Raw genomic sequence first — 22,249 nt, forward strand, 5'->3', positions numbered from 1 at the left:
TTAATCCTCCAACAGTTAATTCGGCTCAGGCCGCCGTGGCCACCACGGCCCAAAGACCGGGGCAAAAAATACCTGCGAAATACGCACCGGCCCCGCACGCCATGCACATGCGTTCGACCAGGTATATATGTCGACGACACACCGACACATAGACGAAAGAAAACTCAGGAATGCAGAATTCGAGACTTCCCGAGCCGCGCCACCTCGGCAACAATATCGGCGATCGTGTACCTGGAAAGTTCGGCTTCGAGTGCGTTTCTGGCCCGTTGCAGCGCCGGGTGCATGGCTTCCTGGATATTAGCGCCGACCGGACAGGCGATGCATGGCGGTGTCCGAGGCAGGCTGAAGAGCTCCGCATCCTCGACCGCGTTATAAACGTCCAGCAGACGGATCCTTTTAACCGGCTTTGCTAGCAATGCGCCCCCGCCGGCGCCCAATTGCGACTTCGTTAGACCTGCGTCGCTCAGCCGCGAAAGCAAGCCACGAATGACCACCGCACCGGTGTTCACCGAATTGGCCAGATCCTCCGAACGCAGCGGCTTGCCGCCGTTGACGGCAAGCGCAGCGAGTGTGTGGACAGCGACGGCAAAGCGAGTGCTGGTGGGCATAGACTGGATCGAGCAATACGACTAAAGCGCAGACGGAGCCACAATCGAAGCACGACGATTGATTCGACGGTCGATACTGAATGCACCCGCACCATGGGCTGAGAAGGCCAGAAGGCCGCCCGCCATGGCGACGTTCTTGAGGAAGTTGAACATTTGACTCTGGTCGCCAAATGCATGATGGAAGATGATCGCAGTCACAACGCAGTAAATCGCCAGTACCCACGCTACGACGCGAGTGCGGTACCCAAGAATCAGCGACGTCGCGCATACCAGTTCAAGTACCATTGAACCGATATACCCCAGCAGCGGTGCAGGCAACCCTAAGGATGCGATGTAGCCGATAGTAGGGCCCGGCGAAATGAGCTTTTCCACGCCACTGATAACAAAAATTATCGCCATGAGAAGACGCCCTGCCAAAAGGCCCACGTCGTTGTTCGAGTAACCCGAAGTGTTCATTTCAATTCTCCACGAGGGATTTCCAGCTTGATGATGGGGGTGACATAAATCTTCGTACGAGTTGGCTCCATTGCCCTATTCCATCCCGTAGTTATAGATAGACGTCAACTGACTGGCTCGTCACGAGCCTTCGCGTATATGCGTGCTGTCCATATCGCATAAGCTAGTGGCGTCGTGACATCGTGTCCAACGGCGAATTCAGATGGCATGATCGAAAGTGGTGATAGTGGATCACCAGGCAAGCATTCCACCATCCACGATCAAATCTGTGCCGGTGATATAAGAGCTCTCGTCCGAAGCCAGGAAGAGTGCCGCCTGCGCCACCTCTTCTGGTTTTGCGGCGCGGCCGAGCATAATCCGACCGAGCACGTGATCGGCCCATTCCTTATTATTAAGCTGCTCGCGGGTCTGGTTGGTCTCAGTCACTCCCGGGGAAATGGAATTGGCACGGATGCCAAATTCACGCCCCTCCATCGCCATCTGGCGCGTCATCGCGATGACACCGGCCTTCGATGTGCAATGCGCCAAAGATCCGAGCGTGCGTACTGTCGTGTACGCGTTCGCGGAGGCTGTATTGACAATCGTGCCGCCGCTTTTCTTAAGGTAGGGCCAGGCCGTGCGAGTGAGGAAGAAAACGAGACTGACCTCCTCGTTCAGGCTGCGCGTCCATTCTTCATCTGAAATATCTTCAATCCAGTTGAAATAGGCCATCGCTGCATTGTTGTAGAGCACGTCGATCCGGCCAAAGCGCTCAATCGCGAGATCGACCAAGGCGCGGCACTCATCCGAATGAGCGAGATTGCAGGGATGCCGGGAGACCATTTCGCCGCCTGCAGCGAACACCGCCTCTACCGTAGCCGCGGCAGCTGCTTCGTTTAAATCGCACCCTACGATACGCGCGCCTTCTCGTGCGAATAGCAGCGCTGCGGCGCGCCCCATGCTCCCACCCGTACCTGTGATAACGCAAACCTTATCCTGAAGCCTGCCTGTCATGGTTGTCCTCTCATATTGTTGATGAGGTTGGTCGGCTAACACTAGCTGACCTTATAGAGCCCACCGTCAACGACCAACGCCTGCCCTGTGATAAACCCGGCCTCCTCACTCGCAAGGAAGGCGACCGGACCGACAAGGTCCCGCGGCTCCGCTATTCGCTTGATTGCCTGTTGCTGCCAGACGGCGCGTTTCGCGTCCTCGGGCATGCCAGCCGTGGCAGGCGTATCGGTCAGGGACGGGAGTATCGCGTTACAGGTGATCCCGTCGGCGGCGACGTCATTGGCGAGACCTCGCATAAACCCGATCGCGCCCATTTTCGTCGCTATGTAGGCACTGAGCGCCTGCTCCGCGATGCCGATCGAATTGGACGATATAGCAATGAATCGACCATAGCCATTCTTGCGCATGCGTGGCACGAAATGCTTCGCGCTATAGAATTGTGCGTCGAGATTGACTGCGAACCCTCTACGCCATGTGTCGAAGTCCAGTTCATCAATCAGGCCACGCGGAAAGGCAGCGGCATTGTTCACGACGATATCCAGACGGTTGAACCTTTCGTCTATGGCATGTCCGAGTTTTGCCCATGTCGCCTCGATTGACACATCCCCGGCGAAAGCCATTGCCGAATCTCCGGCTAATTTCGCCGATTCGGCCGGCACTTCCAGATCGACCAAAACAACTTCTGCACCGCATTGCGCAAGCTTGACCGCAATAGCGCGGCCAATGCCTCGTCCCGCGCCAGTGACGATGGCCACCTTGCCTTTCAACGATGTCATGTGTCCCCTCCAGCAGAATTCAGTGCCTGGCACAAGCGTCCATCTCACTTGCCACCGAGCGGATAAAAAAGCACGACTCAATCTCCTAAGCCAGGTTTCCAATGACAACGCCGGCGATGGCGATCACCCCGCCAATTCCCTGAAAAACCGAAATCCGTTCGCCGAACGAGAGACCTATAAGGAACGAGCCGATCATTACGCCAACGGTCAACGCTGTCACTGCGGCACTAACCGGCGCTCCGGCCACCATCGCTCGCCCCAGGAACCAAAGCGTCAACATATTGGCGAGAATCATTCCAAGGGTGGGCCATGGCAGTGTCATGCCGGCGCAGAGCTTCATGAAATAGACGGCAATGAGATTGGCGGCGATGGCAATCGCGACCATGGCGTAGCTAACAGACATTTTGTCTCCTCCAACGATAAGTATCAGCGGTGCCCTCCGCCGTAGGTCTCCGAGCACATTGTTTTGATCAGCAATTTCGTCAACCTACCTGGTTCAACGCGTCGAATTCATACCGCCAGGCACAGCGGCAGACGCAAAATCGAGAATCTATCCTCCTTATATCATTTGCATTCCTTATCATCATGTTTATAAACAGATTGTTAAATGATCGCCTCAACCTGCGGCGAACTCCCGAAGCGCTTTTATCGAGCAAGAGAAACTCGCCGCTCCTAAAAGACTCTCACTGCCTGGACCAACCAAGTGCGTCTCCACCTAACCGGTGACATAGCTCGCAGCACGTCGTGCACCATAGTGCGCATCCCAATAGCGGAGATGCTCAAGCCAGGGCACATGGGTCAAGCCGATGTCATCGTTGAACGCCATGACACGCGGCGCGGCTGGATCGAAAACGGGCCAATCTGGAAGACCCTTCGCCGTCGGACGGCCGGTACGGGCGAATTCCACCCAGGCAGCGCGGATTGTCTTGCCCAAAGCATAGTCCCCGGGTTGCCATGGCCAATCTCGCAGACTAAAGCGATCGAAACTAAAGAAGATAGAGCTGCAGTGAAAAGCGCCCAGCGGCCTTGGGAAGGCCTGTTCGTCGTAACTATCAGCCGGCACCGGGGGAGCTTTCTGAAACTGGTAGTAGTAGACGTCGTGGCCACCTGCTGCATGAAGATGGGCCCATGTCCAATTCTGCCAGGTGAATACACGGTGACTATTGGCCTTCAGGCTAGCGGCAAGCGCTTGCGCGTCTGTCGTGGCTGGGTAAAGCGCAAGGAAGCGCTCGGCGCTATCGCCATATTCTATTTGAACGTAGTCGCGATACGCTGCGAGACTGGGGGAGAAACCGATCACGAGATCCTCATTCGCCACCGACCCAACGAGTAGCGGGACAGCAGCTTGCTGCCGGCTCTCAAAGATCTGATAGCTTCCCGCCGGCAGTACCGCCCCATCCACAATTGGCTGAGCCGCGTCAAAAATCCCCTGCATATTGGTGCCGTCGACACCGCTCGCTGCCCGGATCGTATCGACATCGAGTGTCCGGATGTCCAGGTTGGCACCGCCTGTGATACCGTCGGTCCAAGCTTTACCCGACCGTGTTGCTGCCGCGAGAGATTGCCAGCGATCAGCAACACCGCTATCTTCAGCCACGGTACCGAAACTTCCACCGCTCTCGGCGATCGCTCGATGGAACAGGCCGCGTGCGCGGGGCGATGCCATGAGCAGGCTGACGCTGGAGGCGCCCGCAGAAATGCCGAAGATAGTCACGCATCCGGGGTCGCCGCCGAACTCAGCAATGTTGTTCCGCACCCACTGGAGCGCCGCGATCTGGTCAAGCAGCCCGTAATTGCCGGAAATGCCCTCGTCATTTTCCAGAGAAAGCTGAGGGTGGGCGAGAAAACCAAGTTTCGCCAAACGGTAGTTAATGGTAACGAACACCACCCCGTCACGCGCCCATGCATCACCATCAAAGAAGGGAGCCGATCCTGATCCAAACTGGAAGCCACCGGGATGGATCCACAGTATCACCGGACGCTTCTCTGCGGCATCCTTGGCCGCCGTCCATACGTTGAGATACAGACAATCCTCTGACTGGCTTTCAGCGCCAAAGGGGAGAAGCGAATTACCTAACATCGATTGCTGAATCGCAATTGACTTCGCGCGCGTGGCGTCTCTCACCCCGCTCCAGGCAGCCGGAGGCTGCGGAGCACGCCAGCGCAGATCGCCAACAGGCGGCGACGCGAACGGAATGCCGCGAAACGCAGTCACCTCGCCGTCCACGGACGGCTCTCCCCTCAACTGCCCCTGGCTTATCGTTACGATCTCGTTCATATTTAGCTCCTCACATGCCGACAAGCGATCAGGTCCGACTCATCTCGCTCTGACTCCGTGCGGTGAAAGGCGCACGCAGGCCAGTCTGCTCCATAAGCGGAAGCACGTCTCGGGTGAAGCGCCCGATCCCGTCCAGCGGATCAACCCAGGTCAGCAGAATGCCGTCGAGCCCGCAGTCCGCCAGCATCTCCAGGCGCTCCGCAATGCGCGCCGCGGAGCCTATCAGCGGAAAACCGCCACCGCTGCCGGCCATGCGCTGACGGAAAGCCTTCAATGCCTCGGGTGACATGAGCTTTGCGTGCTCCTGCTGCATCTGCATCCACGCATCGACGCACGCCTTGTCTTCATACTCGACAATGCAGCGGTGGTAATAGGCATCCGCCTCCGCCTGCGTATCACGCTGCATCACCATCGAATTGGTCCATACCTGGATCTCGCGGCCGAACTCCTCTCTCGCCAGGCGCTTATACTCGTCCACCTGGCGCCGGATTGCCGCAGGCGACTCAGACTGGATGATGAGGAAGCACATATCGGCGTTCTCGCACGCAAATTGCCGGCCCCGGTCCGATCCACCTGCATTCATGATCGGCGGATTCGACTTCTGCACTGGCTTGGGCATCGACGATCCACGCACGACATCGAAGAAGTCCCCGTGAAAGTCGAATTCCTCATGAGATTTCCAGAGCTGGCGGATAACGGCGAGCCATTCCGACAGATGGTCGTAGCGTCGATCATGTTCCTTGAAGGGCGCACCGAACATCTCGAGTTCGGGCTTGTTCCAGCCACCTACGACATTCAGCCCGAAGCGGCCGCCGGAAATGATATCGATCGTCGAGCTCTGCTTGGCCGCGAGGATAGGATGGATCGTGGGGGCATGCGAGGTTGCAAAGACGGCGGAATAGCGCGTCGCCTGCGCAATGCCCGCTGCCCACGTGAAAGGATCCATCGTGAGGCCGGTGGAATCGTCATTGTCACCTGTTACCCAGCCTTTCCAGCGGGCGTAGGAGACAATCGCCTCGAAACCGGCTGCGTCTGCCATCTGCGAAGTCTTCACCGACAGGTCCCAGGTTGGCTCATAGGCTTCCGGTACCGTCGTCATGATCCCACCTCTGCCATTTATGGCAAAGATGCCGATCTTCATCCGGTTGGCGTTGAAGATCGGATTGGTCGAGCCAGGCATCAATGTCCCTCCTGCAGGTCTCTGCTTATGTAAACGTATGTGACGCTCGACACGGTCGGCGCGTCTTCCTTATGTCGCATAGATTATCCGGCCGCCACAGCATGTCCAACAGCAAATGCTGATTGGGCAATCTCACTTTGAGATCTCATTCGGCAGTCGCAGTGAACCAGTCTGAAGGCCCGAAGGACGTTCACAAGATTCGATCATGTCATCAGGATTTGCCGTTGGACACGCTATGAAGGCGGCATTAGCTTATGGGGTATGGGCTGGCACGCATAGACGCGAAGGCCGTGACGAGCCAGTCAGTTGAGCTCTATCTACAAGGAGAAGACAGAATATGGCAACCCCGCAGACCCGTACCAAAGCTCTGATGTGGCAAGGCAAACCCTTTTCAATCGAAAGCTACACAAACGGCCCCGTCTTTGTGGCGGACACTGACCTGAGCCGGGCAAACAAGGAAGTGTTTGAACGCCATCTCGTCGCGGAATGGTCGAGCGACATCGAAGAAACGATGGCGACAGTTCATCCGGTTGGCTCCTACCAAAGAATTCCGGCACTCGGCGTTGACGTAGACAGCTTTAACGGCATCCGCGAGTTCTATCTCGACCGTTTCGAAAAGTGGCCTGGTCCAGCGCTCAAGTCTTTTACGCGCGTGACCGTCGTGGACACTTACATCTACGTCGAGGGAGAGTTCGACGTGGAAGCCGCCGGGGACGACCTGCAAAGTCTCAACGTTTCCGGAAAGTCGGTCAAATCACCGTGCATGATCGTACTCGAGTGCCGGGACGGTCTGCTCGTTGGCGAGATCGTCTACATGGACAGCGGCGCGCTCAAGGTTTCCTGACATCTGAAAGCGCAATAATCCGGCCTCCGCGGTGAAAAATTGGACTGTCGCGACGAGCGGGTTATCTCAACAGGAGAGAAGATGAGGATCGTAGCTCTTGAGGAGCATTTCCTTGTTCCCCCGCTGGTCCACGCCCATTTTGATGCCAGCAGCAATCCCGGCTATTCCCCAGAGAGCGACATCGTACTAGGGGATCTCGATGCTGGCCGCCTTGCTGCCATGGACGAGCACGGTATCACTCAGCAAGTGATTTCCGCGAGTATGCCCGGGGCCGATCTTCTAGACGGTGGTGCCGGAATCCGCTTCGCCCAGGAGACGAACAATCGCCTGGGCGTTGCCGTGCGCCGGCATCCGAACCGGTTCGGCGGATTTGCTCATCTGCCGATGCGAGAACCTGACGCAGCGGCAGACGAGCTGGAACGCGCCGTCTCCGATCTCGGTTTTCGCGGTGCAATGGTGAACGGACTCACCGATGGCCGCTTCCTCGATGACGAACGTTTCACACCGGTGCTGGCTCGGGCTGTCGCGCTCGATGTGCCGATCTATATTCATCCCAATCTGCCACCGAAGGCGGTATATGACTGTTACTACGACGGGCTGCCAGGTCGAGCCGGGCCGTTGCTTGCGTCCGGAATATTCGGCTGGCATTCGGAGACCGCGATTCATGTCCTCAGGTTGGCACTAGCCGGAACATTCGAGAAATTTCCCGGCTTGACGGTGATTGTCGGGCATATGGGAGAAATGCTGCCTTTCATGCTCGGACGCGCCGATGACGTGCTTTTGAGCCGTGGCGCGAACCCGATCAGCCAGACGATTGTGGATAACGTGTACATAACAACATCGGGTGTATTTCACCTGCCACCTTTCCTGAACGCACTGACTGCATTCGGCGCGGACAGGATCATGTTTAGCGTGGATTATCCGTACAGTGCCAACGCGCCGGCGCGAAAATTCCTTGATGCTCTACCGCTGTCCCCCGCGGATCGGATCAAGATCGCGCATGGCAACGCGGATCGGATTCTCAAATTGGACGTTTCCACCAAGTTTGACGCCCATGCTCAAACAGCAACGTAATTTATCTCGCACCACATCACATTAGGGGTCGTTGCATTGGTCAGTCCGCCTCCGCCCGTTCGGAGGCTCACGCGCAACATTTGCGGTTTGATCCGGCACATCAATTTGGACTCCGATATAGATTATAGATGAATACACCCTGACATTTCTTATTATAAAAGCGATTTTCTTACGCGCCGATGATGTGTTTTTGCTTTATCTGAAGGACTGACGTGCAGAATTGAATTAGACATATTAAATGACGACATTAGGAGACGAAATATGAAAAAAAATCTTGTTTGCGTGATGTTAACCTCGCTCGGTGTTTGTGCCGCGCACGCCCAAAGCTCTCTGACGCTTTACGGACGTGTGGCTGCTGATATTGATTTCGTGAACCACGTTGCGACTCCGAACGGCAGCAAAAACCTCTTTCGGTTTGGCAGCAATCAGTACGGGGCAAGCTTTCTTGGTCTTCTCGGCAAAGAGGATCTTGGCGGGGGGACGAAAGTAGTCTTCAACCTTGAAAATATGTTCCTTGCGGGAACCGGCCAGACAATCGGGGATGCTTACTGGAATCGTTATGCGTACGTCGGCCTGTCAAACGACACCTACGGCAGTTTGTGGGCTGGCCGTGCAATGGTGTTGTCGGACGCGACTGAGTGGTACCTCGATCCGTTTGTCGCACAGCAGACCAGCGTCCTCAACTTTTCCAGGTACCGCGGAACTGGACAGGCGGTGAACGCTTTGACCTACAATTCGCCGGAGATGCACGGTCTTTCGTTTCGCGTGCAAAACGGCTTCGGGAATACCGCTGGTAACTTCAAGGCATCGCGAACATTCAGTGCGAGCGTGCAATATTCTTTGGGCGGATTCACTGGCTACGGACTCTACGACGAGCGTCGGGACGCGAACGGAAACTTCTCGGGCCTGTACAGCAACTCGAGAGAGTATATGGCTGGTGCCACGTACCAGTTGCAGGCGTGGAAGTTCTACACGGGCTACCAGCAACTGGTTTCCTCGGGATCGGATACTGTCGTCGATTCGACCAACACCGTTGGTGCAACACGAGCGAGTCAGGAGTGGGTTGGCGTGTCTTATCAGTTCAATCCGGCACTTCAGCTACAGGCTGCGTGGTACCACACCAATGTCAACCACGGCGGCGGAACTGCCAACCTCGCTGCCCTGGGCGCGACGTACAACCTCTCGAAGCGCACATTTATCTACGTGGTGGTTGCCTCAATGTTCAACGGCGCAAATGCAGCGTTTCCTGTAGAGACGCAAGATTCGCCACCTGAGCAAGGACATAATCAGCAAGGTGGTTACATCGGCATCATGCACATGTTCTGATGTGCTTAGGAATGGCGCTAACACGCGATAACGTTATGAGGAAGTTGCGAAGCGGTGAAGTTTGGGCTTCTGATATCTATTAGGAGATTTCTCGATGAAATGTAAGTTTGCGTTTTTGGTGTTTTGCCTTCTCACGTCAGCGTCAATGGGTGCTTATGCCCAGACAAGTGAGGCTTCTGCCCCAACGCCTCAATCAGCCAAGTCGATTAGAGCCGCTGATCGCGCGCTTTCGAAACAAGTGCGAGCGGCCCTGATCAAGGCGAAGATTGTCGACACACCGACCATCTTCGTGCGTGCGAAGAATGGATCGGTCACGCTCGCAGGCTCGGTCAGCGACCAGTCTCAAATCGAGCGTGCCGGCGAAGTCGCCCGAGGTGTAAGTGGAGTAAGCTCGGTCAACAACGCACTGACGATCCGTCAGCCCGGTCAATAGAATCAGACTGCTCTGGGTGTCATTCAATGGTCCGTGCCACCCAGACGGTCGTTTGCCCCCTAAACAATACAATTCATTGTAGGGATGGACGACCGCATCCAAAACACGCAGACCATCAGCCATCGTCTCCCTTTCCAGTGATTTTGATGAAGTATCTCAATCGACTTCACTAACTTCCAGAGCAGAAATCTGCTGGAACGGTCTGGCTTCAAGATCCGGTGACATGCTCTGAACGACTCGTCTAAATTGATTGATCGCGACATTGGTGCTGGTCGCCGCCTTTCGCCACGCGATCCGCAGCTCATAATTGGGTAACGGATCGGTCAGGTAGGCATAAGATGCGCCGGTAGAAAAGTTTTCAGCAGCCCATTTCGGTGCGAGTGTCACACCGATCCCGGCGTTGACCAACGACATCAGGGTATGAAGCTGCTCAGCCTCCTGAGTCACCCTGGGCATGTATCCCGCCCCCGAACAGGCCGCGACAATCATCTCCAGCATCCGGGTCCGCTTACGCGTGGGGAACAGGACGAAAGGCTCAGTCGCTAGTTCTCGCAACGAGATATCACGGCGACCGGCGAGGCGGTGTTGCTTAGGCAGTACAGCTACGAAGGGAGCAGCAGCGAAAGGTTCAGTACAGATATCCGCATCCTGTGGCGCAGGTGACGGAATGATGGCGATATCGATCGCCGAGGTATTCAGCGCTTCGATCTGCGCGATGCGGTCAAGCTGGCGCAATTGCAGATCAATCGACGGAGCTTGACTGCGAAACTCACTCAAGATTGCCGGCAAAGTCGCCCAGAGCGCGACGTCAACGAAGCCGATCGTCAAGCGGCCGACCGTGCCGCGAGCGCAAGCGCGCACCCGTTCCAGCCCTTCGTCCGCCCGTTGAAGGATTGCATAGGCTTCTGGCAGAAAAATTTCGCCTGGAATGGTGAGACCTACCTTCTGGCCAATGCGTGTGAACAACGTGAAATCAAGCTCCTCCTCCAGGAGCTTGATTTGCCGGCTAACCGCCGACTGAACGACATTTACCTTTTCGGCCGCACGACCGAAGTGCAGCTCTTCGGCAACAGCCACGAAATATCGAATCCTGCGCAGATCCATGGGGATCACCTCAAGAGTCAAGTGCAACGTTTAGCAAGTCCAGCGTTTGGCAACTCACTGACCACGACGAACTCGGGCGCATCTCAGCCAGCTAATAGACGACGCGCAGTGGCGCGCCAGTTCACGCAAGACTGTCGAGGCGCTTCGCCCAAACAGTCGTGCGATGGCCTATGTGGCGCCTCTCTAACGATGTTCGATCATGGTGACCGCGCGCTCCTCCGTGTTGAGCGTCTGTTTTGCAAACGTCAGTCCAGCATGTGTCCGAGCACGGCTTGTTTTGTTTTCAGATAGAAAGCGTTTTCGCTGTTTGGTGCCGTTACGAGGGGCACGCGTTCCTCGATGCTCAATCCGAACCCGGAGATGCCTTGATACTTGCGCGGGTTGTTTGTCATCAGCCTCATCTTTGTTACGCCCTGGTCATGGAGAATCTGGGCGCCAACCGCGTAATCTCGCGCATCCACCTGGAGACCCAACTGCAGATTTGCCTCAACGGTATCGAGGCCCTCATCCTGCAACGCATAGGCCCGCAGTTTCTCGGTCAGTCCGATGCCTCGCCCTTCGTGCCCCTTGAGATAAACAATAACGCCGCGGCCTTCTGCTGCAATCTGGCTCATCGCCAGATCAAGTTGTGCGCGGCAATCGCATCTGATCGACCCGAACACTTCTCCAGTGAGGCATTCCGAATGAACACGCACGAGAGGCGAGTCGTTTCCCGGCAATTCGCCCATTACCAGCGCGGCGTGTTCCTGCCCAGTAATCGTTTCCTTATACCCATACACCGTAAACACACCATATCGGGTGGGCAGACGCGCGACCGACATGCGTTCTACGATGCATTCATGCTTGCGGCGATACGCAATCAAATCCTTGATCGTGATAATGGGCAGCGAATGTGTTCGCGCGAACGCCATCAATTGCGGCAACCTCGCCATCGTTCCATCATCGTTGACGATCTCGGCCAGCAAGCCACCAGGCGCCATCCCTGCGAGTCGCGCGAGGTCAACCCCTGCTTCGGTGTGTCCGGGACGACGCAATACGCCGCCGCGCACCGCACGCAACGGGAAGACGTGTCCCGGCCGGTTAAACTCCGCAGCGTCGGCATTCTCGTCGACGAGTGCCCTGACAGTGATGGCACGATCGGCCGCCGAAATTCCCGTCGTCGTACCGATGCGATAGTCCGCACTCACCGTGAATGCAGTACCCATCGAATCGCTATTGTTCGCCACCATCAGCGGAAGCGATAGCATGTCCAAGCGCTCCCCCGGCAGCGATACGCAAAGCACTCCGCTCGTGTAGCGCACCATAAAGGCAATGTCGGCCTCAGTTGCGGCGTGCGCAGCCATAATCAGATCGCCTTCGTTCTCGCGGTTTTCGTCGTCCACTACGACGACCATCCGCCCGGCCGCAATCGCGCCAATTGCGGTTTCGATCGAATCTGTCTTCACGTTCTGTCTCCTTCATTCCCAGATCAATATGGCACAGCGCCCGCGATCAGGCTGAAGCACCGTTCGTGAAACTACGAGATCTGCGGGCGGGAAAGTCGCCGACAAAGTCCTGCCCGCCTGCGTCCGATAAAAACACCCGCTCGCGCCGCACATTGCCCCAGCCTGCGGCACGGGCCACAATTGCGTCAGGTTCTAGCAATCATTGCCGGCCTCGCGGCCTTGAGTGTTTGCCGAGTCGGCTCGGGCATCCGCTTCGGTCAGCACCTGATGCCTGGCAACCAATGGGACTGTGATCACCACTGCCTCAGCAAAGCGTCGCAATGCCTGCACCGAGCCATGCACGCTGCTGTATTCCTGCGTGCCGATGCGACCATCCAACGTGATGTGCATCCCTGAAGCGATGGCCAGTTCGATAATGTCCATCAGTCGTCTCCTCCTACACATGGGTTCCCCGCTAATCCCGGCAAGCAATCGACCCATACGATGTGGTTCCAGGGTGCCAGTTTTGCCCCACACAACAGGTACATCTGCGTCGCGACGCAATTAATTTAGAGCGAACGTTGGCTTCTTCGAGGCAGGAGGAAAAACACTCCATGACCCATCGTCGTGACGGAAAAAGAATATTTTGATTGCAACACCGGCGCCAGTCGATTCGAAGCACACGCAGCGACCTACATGCGAATGCACAGGCGATGATCGCGTAAGTCGATAGGTGCCGTCAGACGGGAAACCAAACCATTTCTCAATGAGCCACCGCAACGAATTTCCATCCGCGTGCATTTTGGCCTCCTAATTTCATTTACTGAATCACTCACCCCGCTTTGCCTTCTCGTCACTGACGACCGGATCCACTCGCGAGTCATCGGGCGCGCGTACTGCCGCTCGCTTCGCACGTGGTGCGCTGCCTGAAGTGCCATGCTGGACGGCGTCGATGAGAATCATCGGCCTCGCCGCGATACTATCGGAGCGCCTGCGATATCCGTCTACGAGAACACAGCCGATTTTAAAATCATCATATATTTATACTAAAAATATTCACCAGCGTTTATTAATTGCAAATCAACGCGTCTCTTTCGCTAACCAACGCGATATTCGACGGGATCTGTGTTCCATCTGTCCGAACTCTTCAGTGTGGCCAACTTCTTCATCCGAGCAAACTCCACGACTTGCCTGCCGACCGTTTCCAGAGAATCGGCTACTTTGGAATCGATACATTCATCGTTCACAAAGATTCCACCCGAGCTATTGATCGCGGCTCCAAACGGCGTAGGCCAGCCACGCAGTGCATGGGTAATTGTCCGCAATGTAACCAAGGTACTGCCTGTCGCCTGCCAGCCATAAGCCGTTGCTATCAGACCAACTGGAACACCCTCCAGATACGGGCGACTATCCTTGGCCGTCTCCTCAAGATAGTCAATGGCATTTTTCAGGAGTCCGGAAATCGTTCCATGGTACCCAGGGCTGGCAATGACCACTCCGTCGGCAGCCCTGATTGCTCTCAAAAGCAGGACCGCGCATGGGTTGTCGGCGGCATTCGACACAAGATAGTGAGGCAACGATGCAAGTACTTCGCCCCCAAACATCTGTACATCAGCCCCCGCACTCTCGGCCGCGGACATCGCGATCCTGAGCGATTTTTCAGTGGATGAACCCGGCGTAGACGTACCACCGAGGCCAACTATGAAGGGACGAAAGTTATCTTCGGACGACATCGTAAATCTCCAGAAATTGCTGAGGAAGCACGGACAGATAGCCCCTCGGATTCGCCATACTCGCCTTGATTACCGGGCATCATCCAGAAATGGGAGCGGCAAGTTCTTCAGGCCACATCACACTTCCATCGCGCCACGAATAAAACATAAGGACTCCATATCATTACATCATCACCGAACCAATCATTGTTCCCCGTGCGAGATCCCACGCGATCAACATACAGGGACTACATCAAGAATGCTTCCTCACATTGTCAGTTCAGACGGATCCGACCGTCATCCGAGTCACTGCGCAAAGTACTCGCCAACGATCAGTTCCAGCTGCTATTCAATGTCGACCGCGTTCAGTGCCCCGTATCTTCTCGCCATCGAATTGCCCCAACTACCATTTTCGTTAGCGTTTCAACCAGCTCAGAGTCATCAATGTTTCGATTCAACAACTCCAGGTCACCATTTGCGACAACCCAGTTGTAGCAACTGAATTCAACCATCGAGCAAAGCACCGAGCTTGCAACTTCCGGATCAACGCCCTGGCAATAACCGCGACGCTGCGCGAGGCGAATGCGAAGGCTGGCGATGCGGATACCCTGTGCACGAATCTGCCGCCACATGTCCGCGAACGACTCGTTCACCATCGCGGCCTGAAAGACCGCTACGGCAACCGCCCCGTGTTCGCGGTAAGCCCGCCAGAACGCACGCACCACCGCGCGCAAATTGTCAAAGGGGTCCAGTTCGATCCCGCTGGGGGCGCCAATATTGTCTTGCACTGCGATCCGGAATTCCTCAGCAAGTGCCAGAAGCAGTTCCTCTTTGTTTCGGAAGTACTGGTAAAAGGAGCCGATTGCTTTACCCGCCTCTTCCGCGATATCACTAATCTTCGCGTTGTGATAGCCGTCTCGCGCCAACACGCGGCGGGCCGCAGCCTTGATTGCCGCTTCCGTCTTACTACGCTTCGTGTTTTCGCGAAAACGCCCCGCCTGTTCGATTGCCATGTCTGCGCTACCCACCTATCCGACTTCCATGCAGACAACTATAGCAGCCCGACATCTAAAATGAAAGTGAATTCACATTCATTTTTTTATATTGGGGCACGACCCTGACGCACCCCACCCTGATGCGCTTCAGTTCGCGCGGCGGGCGCGTCCCAGTCACAATCCGGAAAGTCTGCACTTGTCGTGAGAACGCGGCCGGCTTACGGTCGCGGGTATATGTGTCCGACAAAGAATGGAGCTTCGCGGCGCGCTATCTGACGCTGATGAACGTCACCGCGCCGCAGCGCAAATATGAGCTGCGCGAAATGTTTAATGCGTTACGCTGGATCGCGCTGGCCGGTGCGCCCTAGCGGATGCTACCCAATGACTTCCCGCCTTGGGAGTTGGTGTATCAGCGGACTCAACGCTGGGCTGTTTTGAGAACATGGTCTGCGGTCTGCGCTCGGTAATACGCGTCGCACAGGGACGGCGGGGGGCAACCCAGCGCCGTCATTCTGGATAGGCGCACACGATGCAGTCAACCGGCGAGAGCGGCGCATGTGCGGGCTATGACGGTTATAAGCGCAAACGCGGCAGCAAGGTCCACATTGCGGTGGACACCTTGGGGCAATTGCTGGCCGTGCACGTAACCCCGGCCGATGAACAGGAGCGCTCAGGTGGCAGAGCTTGCGCGTCAGGTCCAGCAGGTAACGGGACAAACCGTCAAGGTTGCATTTGCGGATCAGGGATACACGGGCGAAGAATCTGCTCAGGCTGCACGTGATGAAGGATGAGGGACTGACGAGGCGCAGCGAAACGCGCAGCGCCGCGTAGACAATGGGCGTTGTCAGGTTGACGGAAAGCACGGGCTGCATTGCTTCGCGTTTCCGACGGCATTGCTGTGCATGCTTCTCCGCAGCAGCGCACACTTCGGCGGCGCTCGCATCGAGCGCAAGCGGCGCCTGGTCCAGCTTCGTAATAGTCTGGAGAAGCCCCTGGTGCGCGCAGACGTGCTTCGCCCTCGCTTTACGACACCAGCGTTCCAGCTTTATGTAATAGCCACCCTGCGCCGCACTCACTATTATCAAAGGATATTGAACAACGCTGACGCTAATGGTGACGCCGCGACGCGCATCCAGCGCCGTGACCCCGAACATCCGGACCGACACAATCCTTTGAGCCGGCATGAACAAAGACGCCATCCCTCGCCAAGGCCCCATAGACGAAGTGGACACCGTCTCATTGGCAGCCTCGCTCCTGTTCACGCACGGGCAGACCACGGAAAGGACGGTCGTCGCGGCGCAGCAGCTCGGGCGCACCCTTGGCGTACCGGTCAGGGTGTTGCCGCACTGGGACGAACTCGTGGTCGAGCTTGACCACACCGCCTTCTCGGAAATTGTCCCGGCCGCGCCGCTAGGCGTAGACATGGGCAAGGTACTCGCCGTCCAGACAATCGTGCATCAAGTCTGCGACGGCGCCATATCGACCGCAGACGCGCGCCCGGCGCTCGTAGCGGCAGAGCGCATGCCACCCGTCACGATACTCCGCTTCGCTCTGTTCGCGGCCATCGGCGCGGCGTCTCTCGGTGTGATCTACGGCGTGTACGATGTGGCGAGCCTGGCGCTGATCGCCCTGAGCGCCGGCGCGGGCGCCCTTATCCGTCGCTGGCAGGCGAAGCTTGGCAGCGACCCTTTCCTCGAACCGCTGACCGCGGCCACGCTCGCCGGCGTAATCGGTGCCGTCGCAGGTCGCCTCCACCTGTCAGACGCGCAATCGCTCGTCGCGTTTTGCCCCTGCATGGTGCTGGTTCCCGGCCCGCATATCCTCAACGGTGCGATCGATCTTGCGCGCACCCGGATCACACTGGGCGTCGCACGACTGACCTATGCCGGTCTCATCGTGCTGATGATCTGTACGGGCCTGCTGATCGGGACGGCCGCTAGCGGCGGCGCGCTTCAGGCCGGTATGTCCGCGGACGCGGCCGCGCCCGCGCCCTTCGCAGCCGATGTCCTCGCCGCAGGATGCGCCGTCGCGAGCTTCGGGACTTTCTTTTCGATGCCGTGGCGCCTGCTGCCCCTGCCAATCGTCGTCGGTATGCTGGCGCACGCCGCGCGCTGGGCGCTCGTCTCGATCCTGAGCGCCAACGCCGCGATAGCGGCGTTCTTCGCCTGTCTTCTGGTGGGCCTCATCGTTGCGCCGCTCGTCGATCGCCTACGCCTGCCCTTCGCCGCCGTCGGCTTCTCTGCGGTCGTCTCGATGATGCCGGGCTTCTACCTGTTCCGCGCCGCAAGCACGCTGCTTGAGTTGGTCGCCGTCGGACCGCGCGCGTCAGCCGACCTTGTCCCGGCCCTCGTCGCGAACGGCGCCACGGCGTTCCTGATCATCCTGGCCATGACCGTGGGACTGGTTTTGCCTCGCATGCTGTTTGCGCGGTTCGCGACGGCGCGCCCGGCCTTTTGAATGACCTTCAAGCCCAAACCGCGGCGGATGGTTGTTGCCTGACCCGAAAAGCGGCCAGCTTCCGGGCGACAACCATGTGATTGTCCCTTTCGCTCGAAGCAACAAACGGTCACGAAGTTCTCGCACAACCTACGGTAGTCTGTCGGGATTGGTTCAGCAGCGGCGGGTCTGCGGATCGACTCCGCCAGTACGACAACGGTTATCGACACCTGATGGAGGGTACTTACTGTGGCTACGAACAATGGCGGTACGCTGTATGTCCTGCAGGCACGTCCACCGGCGATCATCGCTCTGTCGCCGGACGGTTCACACGAGGTCGTTCTCGGGAACCTCACGCGCACGCCCGACGGCATCAAGGTCGATGCTGAAAACCAGATGGTCTACTGGACCAACATGGGAACCGGCATCCATCTGGTCGACGGCGATCCGGCTTCCGGTGCAGTTCCCCCGAACGACGGCACGATCGAAAGCGCGAAGCTCGACGGCAGCGAGCATCGGGTGCTGGTGCCTTCCGGTATGGCCGGAACGCCCAAGGAAATCGTGCTGGATAAGGAAGGTGGTCACCTGTACTGGTGCGATCGCGAAGGCATGCGAGTCATGCGTGCGCGGCTGGACGGCACGGAGGTGACGGAACTCGTTCGCACCGGGAATTTCCCGGAGGATACGGCCGACGCGAAGCGCCATTGCGTAGGCATCGTCCTGGATAAGGCAAACGGGCATGTCTACTGGACGCAAAAGGGAGCGCCGGATGCCGGCGAGGGGCGCATCTTCAGGGCGGGCATCGAGCTGCCGCCTGGTGCGACACCCGATCGGCGCCCGGATATCGAATGTTTGCTGGCCGATCTGCCCGAGCCGATCGATCTCGATATCGATCACCGCGACACCATGCTTTACTGGACGGATCGCGGCGACGATACGCATGACGGAAACACACTGAATCGCGCAAGAATCACGGCGTCCGGACTGGTTGATCGCCAGGTGCTCGCTCGCGATCTGAAGGAAGGGATTGGCGTGTCTCTCGACTCACGGGGGCGCCGCGCATTTGTGACCGATCTGGGCGGCAACGTGCGCGAGTTGGACATCGATCTGAAGCAAGAAGCGCATTTCACCACCGTTGCTCATCTGGGTGTGCTGACCGGTATCGACTACGCGGAAGACATCTGAGTCGGATCCCTCAGAACCGCCCGGCTCAAGGCTCCTGACTAGTCGGCCTGAACAGGATTTCGTTCAGGCCGACGTCGCCCGGCGGGCTCATCGCGAAGGCCACCACGCAAGCGAACGATTCCGCGGGAATCATCACCCACGATACATGGATAAAGTGGCTACCCAAAAATAGACAAAATCGGTCATTTAATAACACCAGTCGAACGCCTAATCTTCACTCACCGACGCCACGGCGTGGGTCCAACCCCCAAGGAGTGAATCATGGAACAACGTCTCGACTTCTACAAAGCCAACCCCGCTGCCATCAAGGCGATGCTCGGCGTCGAAGAACGCATCGGCAAATCGGCCCTCGAAAAATCGCTGACCGAACTGGTCCGTCTGCGCGCCTCGCAGATCAACGGCTGCGCGTTCTGCGTCGACATGCACGTCACCGACGCCCGCAAAGGCGGCGAATCCGAGCGGCGTCTGGCCACCGTCGTGGTGTGGCGTGAAACGCCCTTCTTCACCGACCGTGAACGCGCGGCGCTCGAATGGACCGAAGCACTCACGCTGGTGTCGCAAGAACACGTACCCGACGCCGTGTGGCAAGCCGTACGCCCGCATTTCAGCGACGAAGAACTGGTCGACCTGACGCTGCTGATCTCCGCCATCAACGCATGGAACCGCTTTGCGATCGCGTTTCGCAAGATGCCGGCTTGAGCGCGCCGTCGCCACGCCCCTGCGAACCCTTTCTGCATAACCCTGAAGGAACGAAGTCATGAAAATCATGCACGTCGACGCGAGCGCCAAACGCGAGCGATCCAACTCGCGCGCGTTGAGCCAGCATTTTCTGGAGCGCCTGCGTGAAGAAGGTCTGGATATCGAGGTCGACTACCTCGACGTCACGGTCGATACGCCGCCGCATGTGAGCGAAGCATTCGCCATCGCGACCTACACGCCGTTGGATGAGCGCACGCCCGCCATGAAAGCGACGCTGGCGGCATCGGATGCGCTGTGCAAGCGCCTGCTCGACGCCGACGCGTTGGTCTTTGCCATGCCCATGTACAACTGGTCGATGCCCTCCGTGTTCAAGGCGTTTGTCGACAGCATCACGCGCACCGGGCTGACCTACGTATTCACAGACGACGGGCGCATAGAAGGCCGGCTTGCGCGGCAAAAGGTGCTTTTCATCACGAGTCGTGGTGCTGACTTACGCGCCGGCTCGCCCTACTCGTCGATGGATGCGCTGACGCCGGCGCTTAAGGCCGCTTTCGGATTTCTCGGCGTGGTGGACCCGACCTTTGTCGACGCGCAACCGTTGCAGTTTTCGGATCAGGCCTCGCGGATCGAGGCACTCGAACGCGCGCGCACCGAACTCGCCGCGGTGGCGGCGCACTGGGCCAACCCGGCGAAGCCGGAGTCGGCTTCAGCATTGGAACAGGACAACGATGTCATGGCACTCAGCCAGGAGTAATCGCATGAAAATTCGTACGCTGACGGCGACGGTAGCACTCGCCGGTCTCCCCTAGAACTTCGGATGACACTCGAAATTCACTGACGACGCATGCTCGGTCATCATCTGCACGCCGCTCACCGTTTCAGTCGTGACACTGCTCTGCATGCCGCGACGCTCGCAGTAGTCGCGCGCCTCGCTTATTGCGTGTTCATGCGCGCGCGCCCAGGCCATCTTCCCGCCGGTGGCGCTCGCCGCTACCGTGTATGTGCCGGGTTTGTCGGTTGCGACAACATCGGTCGTCGATGCGCATCCCACCAGGCTGGCGCACGCGGCCACTGCCGCGATGAGCACCCGCCCCCGCCTGGACAACGCGCTTCTGCGCTGCGGCACTACGGATGCCCGCTCCTGATCGAGCACGGAATCTGACACAGGGTTGAACATATTCGTCTACATTTTTTAACCGTTTACCAATCTCGAAATTATGCGCAATCAGGCGCGCGAGATCAGCTTCGTCACCTGAAAACACTGTTGCACACGCCTGAACAATCGCTGGCAGTCCACGCCAGGAAGGGGCTCCGCAAGTCCACGGCACAACAGACGAACACCGCGTCCCCGCGGGCCTGAGCCCTGTTTCCGCGCCCCTTCTGTTCCATGCAATTTCTGCACTCTCCTCATACGAACAATGCACTGGCTTTATTCCTCTAGTTGACCGAAATTAGAACGGTCATTCCATTTTGCGGCGCGCAGGAGTCGGGTCGGAGAACCCCACCCGCGTTAACTCCGCAGCAAAGACTGTGCAATCGAGTCCGCAACCGGCGGATATAAAAAGAGGAGACATGCATGCGTTTTATCAACCATGGCGTTTGCGGAGCCACGCTGATTCTGGCCGCCGGTGGCGCCGCGGCCGCCGAGTCGAGCGTGACCTTGTACGGCGTCGTCGATGCGAACATCCAGTATCTGGACAACGGCGGCGTTCATTCGTATGCCGAAAAGAGCGGAGGCTCGACGGGCTCCCTGTTCGGCCTGAAGGGCACTGAAGACCTGGGCGGTGGCCTGAAGGCGCAGTTCACCGTCGAAACGGGCTTTAACGTGAACAACGGCGGCTTGTTCGCCGACACCTCGGCGCTCTTCTATCGTCAGGCATGGGTCGGCCTGAGCCACGACCAATACGGTTCGTTGACCATGGGACGCCAGTACGAGCCGAGTTTCCGGGTCATCTATCCGTCCGATCCGTTTCGCGCGAACGAAGTGTTGTCGCCGTTTTCGGCCAACGTCCTCGCAGTGGATCGGAACACGCTGTCGACGCAATACGATTCCGGCCGCGCCAGCAATTCGATCATGTATCAATCGCCGGATATGAAGGGCCTGAAGTTGTACGGCATGTATGCGTTCTCCGCCACGGTGAGCCAGCCGGTGCCGGCCACGACCGGCAACATGCTGAACGTCGCGGCCACTTACTCGGGCTACGGTTTCTACGCGGGTCTTGCCTACGTGAACCAGCATCCGGGACAGGTGACCATCGCCGGCCTGCCCACGTCGCTGAGCCTGCTGGGCACTGAGCACTTCATCGGCGCGCTCGCTTATCGGATCGGTATCGTGAACTTCCAGTTCAACTATTCTTACAACCGCCCGCAGGACCCGGCGCATGGGTCGCTGGCTGCGCACCTGGGCACCGCCCATTCGCTAAGCATTGCGGAGTTGGGCGCGACGATTCAGGCAACCCCGGCCGATACGATCATGATTGCGGGCGTTCAGCGCAGCGTGCGTGGTGCGCATGACAGTACGTCGAGCATCGAGCTAGGCGTCGATCATTCGCTATCCCAACGTACGAGTCTGTACATGCGGGCGGGCTATATGAAGAACAACGGCACCGCCACGACGAGCTGGCCGGGCGTGACCGTGACATCACCCGGAACCAAGCAGATTCTTGCAACGGTGGGTATGACGCATCGGTTCTAAGGCAAATCGCCGCCCTAGGCGGCGCGGCATG

The 22,249-nt window shown here is 57.9% G+C and carries 23 protein-coding genes and 1 pseudogene; 10 read left to right on the plus strand and 14 right to left on the minus strand.

The window, feature by feature from the left end; translation table 11 throughout:
- Window positions 1-164 precede the first annotated feature (164 nt).
- The 7 genes from P3T25_RS42390 to P3T25_RS42420 all read right to left on the minus strand — a co-directional run bounded on the left by P3T25_RS42390 (window position 165) and on the right by P3T25_RS42420 (window position 6,291).
- Entirely contained in the window at window positions 165-608 is a 444-nt protein-coding gene (locus tag P3T25_RS42390; RefSeq protein WP_154566253.1) for an Rrf2 family transcriptional regulator, read from the minus strand.
- A gap of 21 nt (window positions 609-629) precedes the next feature.
- A complete protein-coding gene (locus P3T25_RS42395; protein WP_154566252.1) occupies window positions 630-1,064 on the minus strand; it encodes a DoxX family protein in 435 nt (144 codons plus the stop codon).
- A gap of 231 nt (window positions 1,065-1,295) precedes the next feature.
- Complete coding sequence (locus P3T25_RS42400; RefSeq protein WP_154566251.1) at window positions 1,296-2,057, minus strand: SDR family NAD(P)-dependent oxidoreductase; 762 nt, start codon at window positions 2,055-2,057, stop codon at window positions 1,296-1,298.
- A gap of 41 nt (window positions 2,058-2,098) precedes the next feature.
- Window positions 2,099-2,935, minus strand: coding sequence for an SDR family NAD(P)-dependent oxidoreductase (locus P3T25_RS42405; RefSeq protein ID WP_429363235.1), 837 nt, complete (start codon window positions 2,933-2,935; stop codon window positions 2,099-2,101).
- Window positions 2,919-3,236: an SMR family transporter gene (locus P3T25_RS42410; RefSeq protein WP_429363237.1), complete on the minus strand. Its 318-nt coding sequence runs from the start codon at window positions 3,234-3,236 to the stop codon at window positions 2,919-2,921. The genes P3T25_RS42405 and P3T25_RS42410 overlap by 17 nt, the downstream gene beginning before the upstream one ends.
- Before the next feature lie 312 nt (window positions 3,237-3,548).
- Complete coding sequence (locus tag P3T25_RS42415; protein WP_429363239.1) at window positions 3,549-5,111, minus strand: carboxylesterase/lipase family protein; 1,563 nt, start codon at window positions 5,109-5,111, stop codon at window positions 3,549-3,551.
- A 28-nt stretch (window positions 5,112-5,139) separates the two neighbouring features.
- Window positions 5,140-6,291 carry an LLM class flavin-dependent oxidoreductase gene (locus P3T25_RS42420; protein WP_429363241.1) on the minus strand — a complete coding sequence of 384 codons (1,152 nt, stop codon included), beginning with the start codon at window positions 6,289-6,291 and terminating at the stop codon, window positions 5,140-5,142.
- A 337-nt stretch (window positions 6,292-6,628) separates the two neighbouring features.
- Here P3T25_RS42420 and P3T25_RS42425 point away from each other — a divergent pair, with 337 nt between their 5' ends.
- The 4 genes from P3T25_RS42425 to P3T25_RS42440 all read left to right on the plus strand — a co-directional run bounded on the left by P3T25_RS42425 (window position 6,629) and on the right by P3T25_RS42440 (window position 9,968).
- The gene (locus tag P3T25_RS42425) at window positions 6,629-7,135 is read left to right on the plus strand and encodes a hypothetical protein (RefSeq protein WP_154566246.1); all 507 of its coding nucleotides are present in this window, start codon (window positions 6,629-6,631) and stop codon (window positions 7,133-7,135) included.
- Between the two features lie 81 nt (window positions 7,136-7,216).
- Window positions 7,217-8,209, plus strand: a complete 993-nt coding sequence (locus P3T25_RS42430) for an amidohydrolase family protein (protein WP_429363243.1) — start codon at window positions 7,217-7,219, stop codon at window positions 8,207-8,209.
- A 261-nt stretch (window positions 8,210-8,470) separates the two neighbouring features.
- On the plus strand, window positions 8,471-9,535 hold the full coding sequence (locus P3T25_RS42435; RefSeq protein ID WP_266257938.1) for a porin: 1,065 nt from the start codon (window positions 8,471-8,473) through the stop codon (window positions 9,533-9,535).
- 94 nt (window positions 9,536-9,629) lie between these two features.
- On the plus strand, window positions 9,630-9,968 hold the full coding sequence (locus P3T25_RS42440) for a BON domain-containing protein (protein ID WP_429363246.1): 339 nt from the start codon (window positions 9,630-9,632) through the stop codon (window positions 9,966-9,968).
- Between the two features lie 156 nt (window positions 9,969-10,124).
- Here P3T25_RS42440 and P3T25_RS42445 read toward each other — a convergent pair whose 3' ends face one another.
- The 6 genes from P3T25_RS42445 to P3T25_RS42470 form a co-directional block, all read right to left on the minus strand.
- On the minus strand, window positions 10,125-11,072 hold the full coding sequence (locus P3T25_RS42445; protein ID WP_429363248.1) for a LysR substrate-binding domain-containing protein: 948 nt from the start codon (window positions 11,070-11,072) through the stop codon (window positions 10,125-10,127).
- A gap of 54 nt (window positions 11,073-11,126) precedes the next feature.
- The gene (locus P3T25_RS42450; protein ID WP_429363293.1) at window positions 11,127-11,237 is read right to left on the minus strand and encodes a hypothetical protein; all 111 of its coding nucleotides are present in this window, start codon (window positions 11,235-11,237) and stop codon (window positions 11,127-11,129) included.
- 80 nt (window positions 11,238-11,317) lie between these two features.
- On the minus strand, window positions 11,318-12,517 hold the full coding sequence (locus P3T25_RS42455) for a bifunctional 3,4-dihydroxy-2-butanone-4-phosphate synthase/GTP cyclohydrolase II (protein ID WP_429363250.1): 1,200 nt from the start codon (window positions 12,515-12,517) through the stop codon (window positions 11,318-11,320).
- A 192-nt stretch (window positions 12,518-12,709) separates the two neighbouring features.
- Window positions 12,710-12,940, minus strand: a complete 231-nt coding sequence (locus P3T25_RS42460) for a hypothetical protein (RefSeq protein ID WP_429363252.1) — start codon at window positions 12,938-12,940, stop codon at window positions 12,710-12,712.
- Window positions 12,941-13,593: 653 nt separating this feature from the next.
- Window positions 13,594-14,229 carry an NADPH-dependent FMN reductase gene (locus tag P3T25_RS42465; protein ID WP_154559326.1) on the minus strand — a complete coding sequence of 212 codons (636 nt, stop codon included), beginning with the start codon at window positions 14,227-14,229 and terminating at the stop codon, window positions 13,594-13,596.
- Between the two features lie 344 nt (window positions 14,230-14,573).
- The gene (locus tag P3T25_RS42470; protein ID WP_429363254.1) at window positions 14,574-15,221 is read right to left on the minus strand and encodes a TetR/AcrR family transcriptional regulator; all 648 of its coding nucleotides are present in this window, start codon (window positions 15,219-15,221) and stop codon (window positions 14,574-14,576) included.
- A gap of 218 nt (window positions 15,222-15,439) precedes the next feature.
- On the opposite strand from P3T25_RS42470, the pseudogene P3T25_RS42475 reads away from it, so the two are divergent.
- The 5 genes and pseudogenes from P3T25_RS42475 to P3T25_RS42495 all read left to right on the plus strand — a co-directional run.
- A pseudogene (locus P3T25_RS42475) lies at window positions 15,440-15,991 on the plus strand (transposase); the annotation flags it as partial.
- Window positions 15,992-16,385: 394 nt separating this feature from the next.
- Complete coding sequence (locus P3T25_RS42480) at window positions 16,386-17,660, plus strand: threonine/serine ThrE exporter family protein (protein WP_429363256.1); 1,275 nt, start codon at window positions 16,386-16,388, stop codon at window positions 17,658-17,660.
- A 228-nt stretch (window positions 17,661-17,888) separates the two neighbouring features.
- The gene (locus P3T25_RS42485; RefSeq protein WP_429363258.1) at window positions 17,889-18,824 is read left to right on the plus strand and encodes a hypothetical protein; all 936 of its coding nucleotides are present in this window, start codon (window positions 17,889-17,891) and stop codon (window positions 18,822-18,824) included.
- Window positions 18,825-19,085: 261 nt separating this feature from the next.
- Window positions 19,086-19,523, plus strand: a complete 438-nt coding sequence (locus tag P3T25_RS42490; protein ID WP_154559323.1) for a carboxymuconolactone decarboxylase family protein — start codon at window positions 19,086-19,088, stop codon at window positions 19,521-19,523.
- Window positions 19,524-19,581: 58 nt separating this feature from the next.
- Window positions 19,582-20,277 carry an FMN-dependent NADH-azoreductase gene (locus tag P3T25_RS42495; protein ID WP_429363261.1) on the plus strand — a complete coding sequence of 232 codons (696 nt, stop codon included), beginning with the start codon at window positions 19,582-19,584 and terminating at the stop codon, window positions 20,275-20,277.
- A 51-nt stretch (window positions 20,278-20,328) separates the two neighbouring features.
- On the opposite strand, the gene P3T25_RS42500 is transcribed toward P3T25_RS42495, so the two are convergent.
- Window positions 20,329-20,700, minus strand: a complete 372-nt coding sequence (locus tag P3T25_RS42500; protein WP_154559321.1) for a hypothetical protein — start codon at window positions 20,698-20,700, stop codon at window positions 20,329-20,331.
- Window positions 20,701-21,099: 399 nt separating this feature from the next.
- On the opposite strand from P3T25_RS42500, the gene P3T25_RS42505 reads away from it, so the two are divergent.
- The gene (locus P3T25_RS42505) at window positions 21,100-22,218 is read left to right on the plus strand and encodes a porin (RefSeq protein WP_429363263.1); all 1,119 of its coding nucleotides are present in this window, start codon (window positions 21,100-21,102) and stop codon (window positions 22,216-22,218) included.
- Window positions 22,219-22,249: the final 31 nt, after the last annotated feature.

Source organism: Paraburkholderia sp. GAS32 (assembly GCF_050434225.1).
Taxonomy (GTDB): Bacteria; Pseudomonadota; Gammaproteobacteria; order Burkholderiales; family Burkholderiaceae; genus Paraburkholderia; species Paraburkholderia madseniana.

Coding starts and splice junctions, on each gene's coding strand:
- P3T25_RS42390 (WP_154566253.1), bottom strand. CDS start 608: ATGCCCACCAGCACTCGCTTTGCCGTCGCTGTCCACACACTCGCTGCG.
- P3T25_RS42395 (WP_154566252.1), bottom strand. CDS start 1,064: ATGAACACTTCGGGTTACTCGAACAACGACGTGGGCCTTTTGGCAGGG.
- P3T25_RS42400 (WP_154566251.1), bottom strand. CDS start 2,057: ATGACAGGCAGGCTTCAGGATAAGGTTTGCGTTATCACAGGTACGGGT.
- P3T25_RS42410 (WP_429363237.1), bottom strand. CDS start 3,236: ATGTCTGTTAGCTACGCCATGGTCGCGATTGCCATCGCCGCCAATCTC.
- P3T25_RS42415 (WP_429363239.1), bottom strand. CDS start 5,111: ATGAACGAGATCGTAACGATAAGCCAGGGGCAGTTGAGGGGAGAGCCG.
- P3T25_RS42420 (WP_429363241.1), bottom strand. CDS start 6,291: ATGCCTGGCTCGACCAATCCGATCTTCAACGCCAACCGGATGAAGATC.
- P3T25_RS42425 (WP_154566246.1), top strand. CDS start 6,629: ATGGCAACCCCGCAGACCCGTACCAAAGCTCTGATGTGGCAAGGCAAA.
- P3T25_RS42430 (WP_429363243.1), top strand. CDS start 7,217: ATGAGGATCGTAGCTCTTGAGGAGCATTTCCTTGTTCCCCCGCTGGTC.
- P3T25_RS42435 (WP_266257938.1), top strand. CDS start 8,471: ATGAAAAAAAATCTTGTTTGCGTGATGTTAACCTCGCTCGGTGTTTGT.
- P3T25_RS42440 (WP_429363246.1), top strand. CDS start 9,630: ATGAAATGTAAGTTTGCGTTTTTGGTGTTTTGCCTTCTCACGTCAGCG.
- P3T25_RS42445 (WP_429363248.1), bottom strand. CDS start 11,072: ATGGATCTGCGCAGGATTCGATATTTCGTGGCTGTTGCCGAAGAGCTG.
- P3T25_RS42460 (WP_429363252.1), bottom strand. CDS start 12,940: ATGGACATTATCGAACTGGCCATCGCTTCAGGGATGCACATCACGTTG.
- P3T25_RS42465 (WP_154559326.1), bottom strand. CDS start 14,229: ATGTCGTCCGAAGATAACTTTCGTCCCTTCATAGTTGGCCTCGGTGGT.
- P3T25_RS42470 (WP_429363254.1), bottom strand. CDS start 15,221: ATGGCAATCGAACAGGCGGGGCGTTTTCGCGAAAACACGAAGCGTAGT.
- P3T25_RS42480 (WP_429363256.1), top strand. CDS start 16,386: ATGAACAAAGACGCCATCCCTCGCCAAGGCCCCATAGACGAAGTGGAC.
- P3T25_RS42490 (WP_154559323.1), top strand. CDS start 19,086: ATGGAACAACGTCTCGACTTCTACAAAGCCAACCCCGCTGCCATCAAG.
- P3T25_RS42495 (WP_429363261.1), top strand. CDS start 19,582: ATGAAAATCATGCACGTCGACGCGAGCGCCAAACGCGAGCGATCCAAC.
- P3T25_RS42500 (WP_154559321.1), bottom strand. CDS start 20,700: ATGTTCAACCCTGTGTCAGATTCCGTGCTCGATCAGGAGCGGGCATCC.
- P3T25_RS42505 (WP_429363263.1), top strand. CDS start 21,100: ATGCGTTTTATCAACCATGGCGTTTGCGGAGCCACGCTGATTCTGGCC.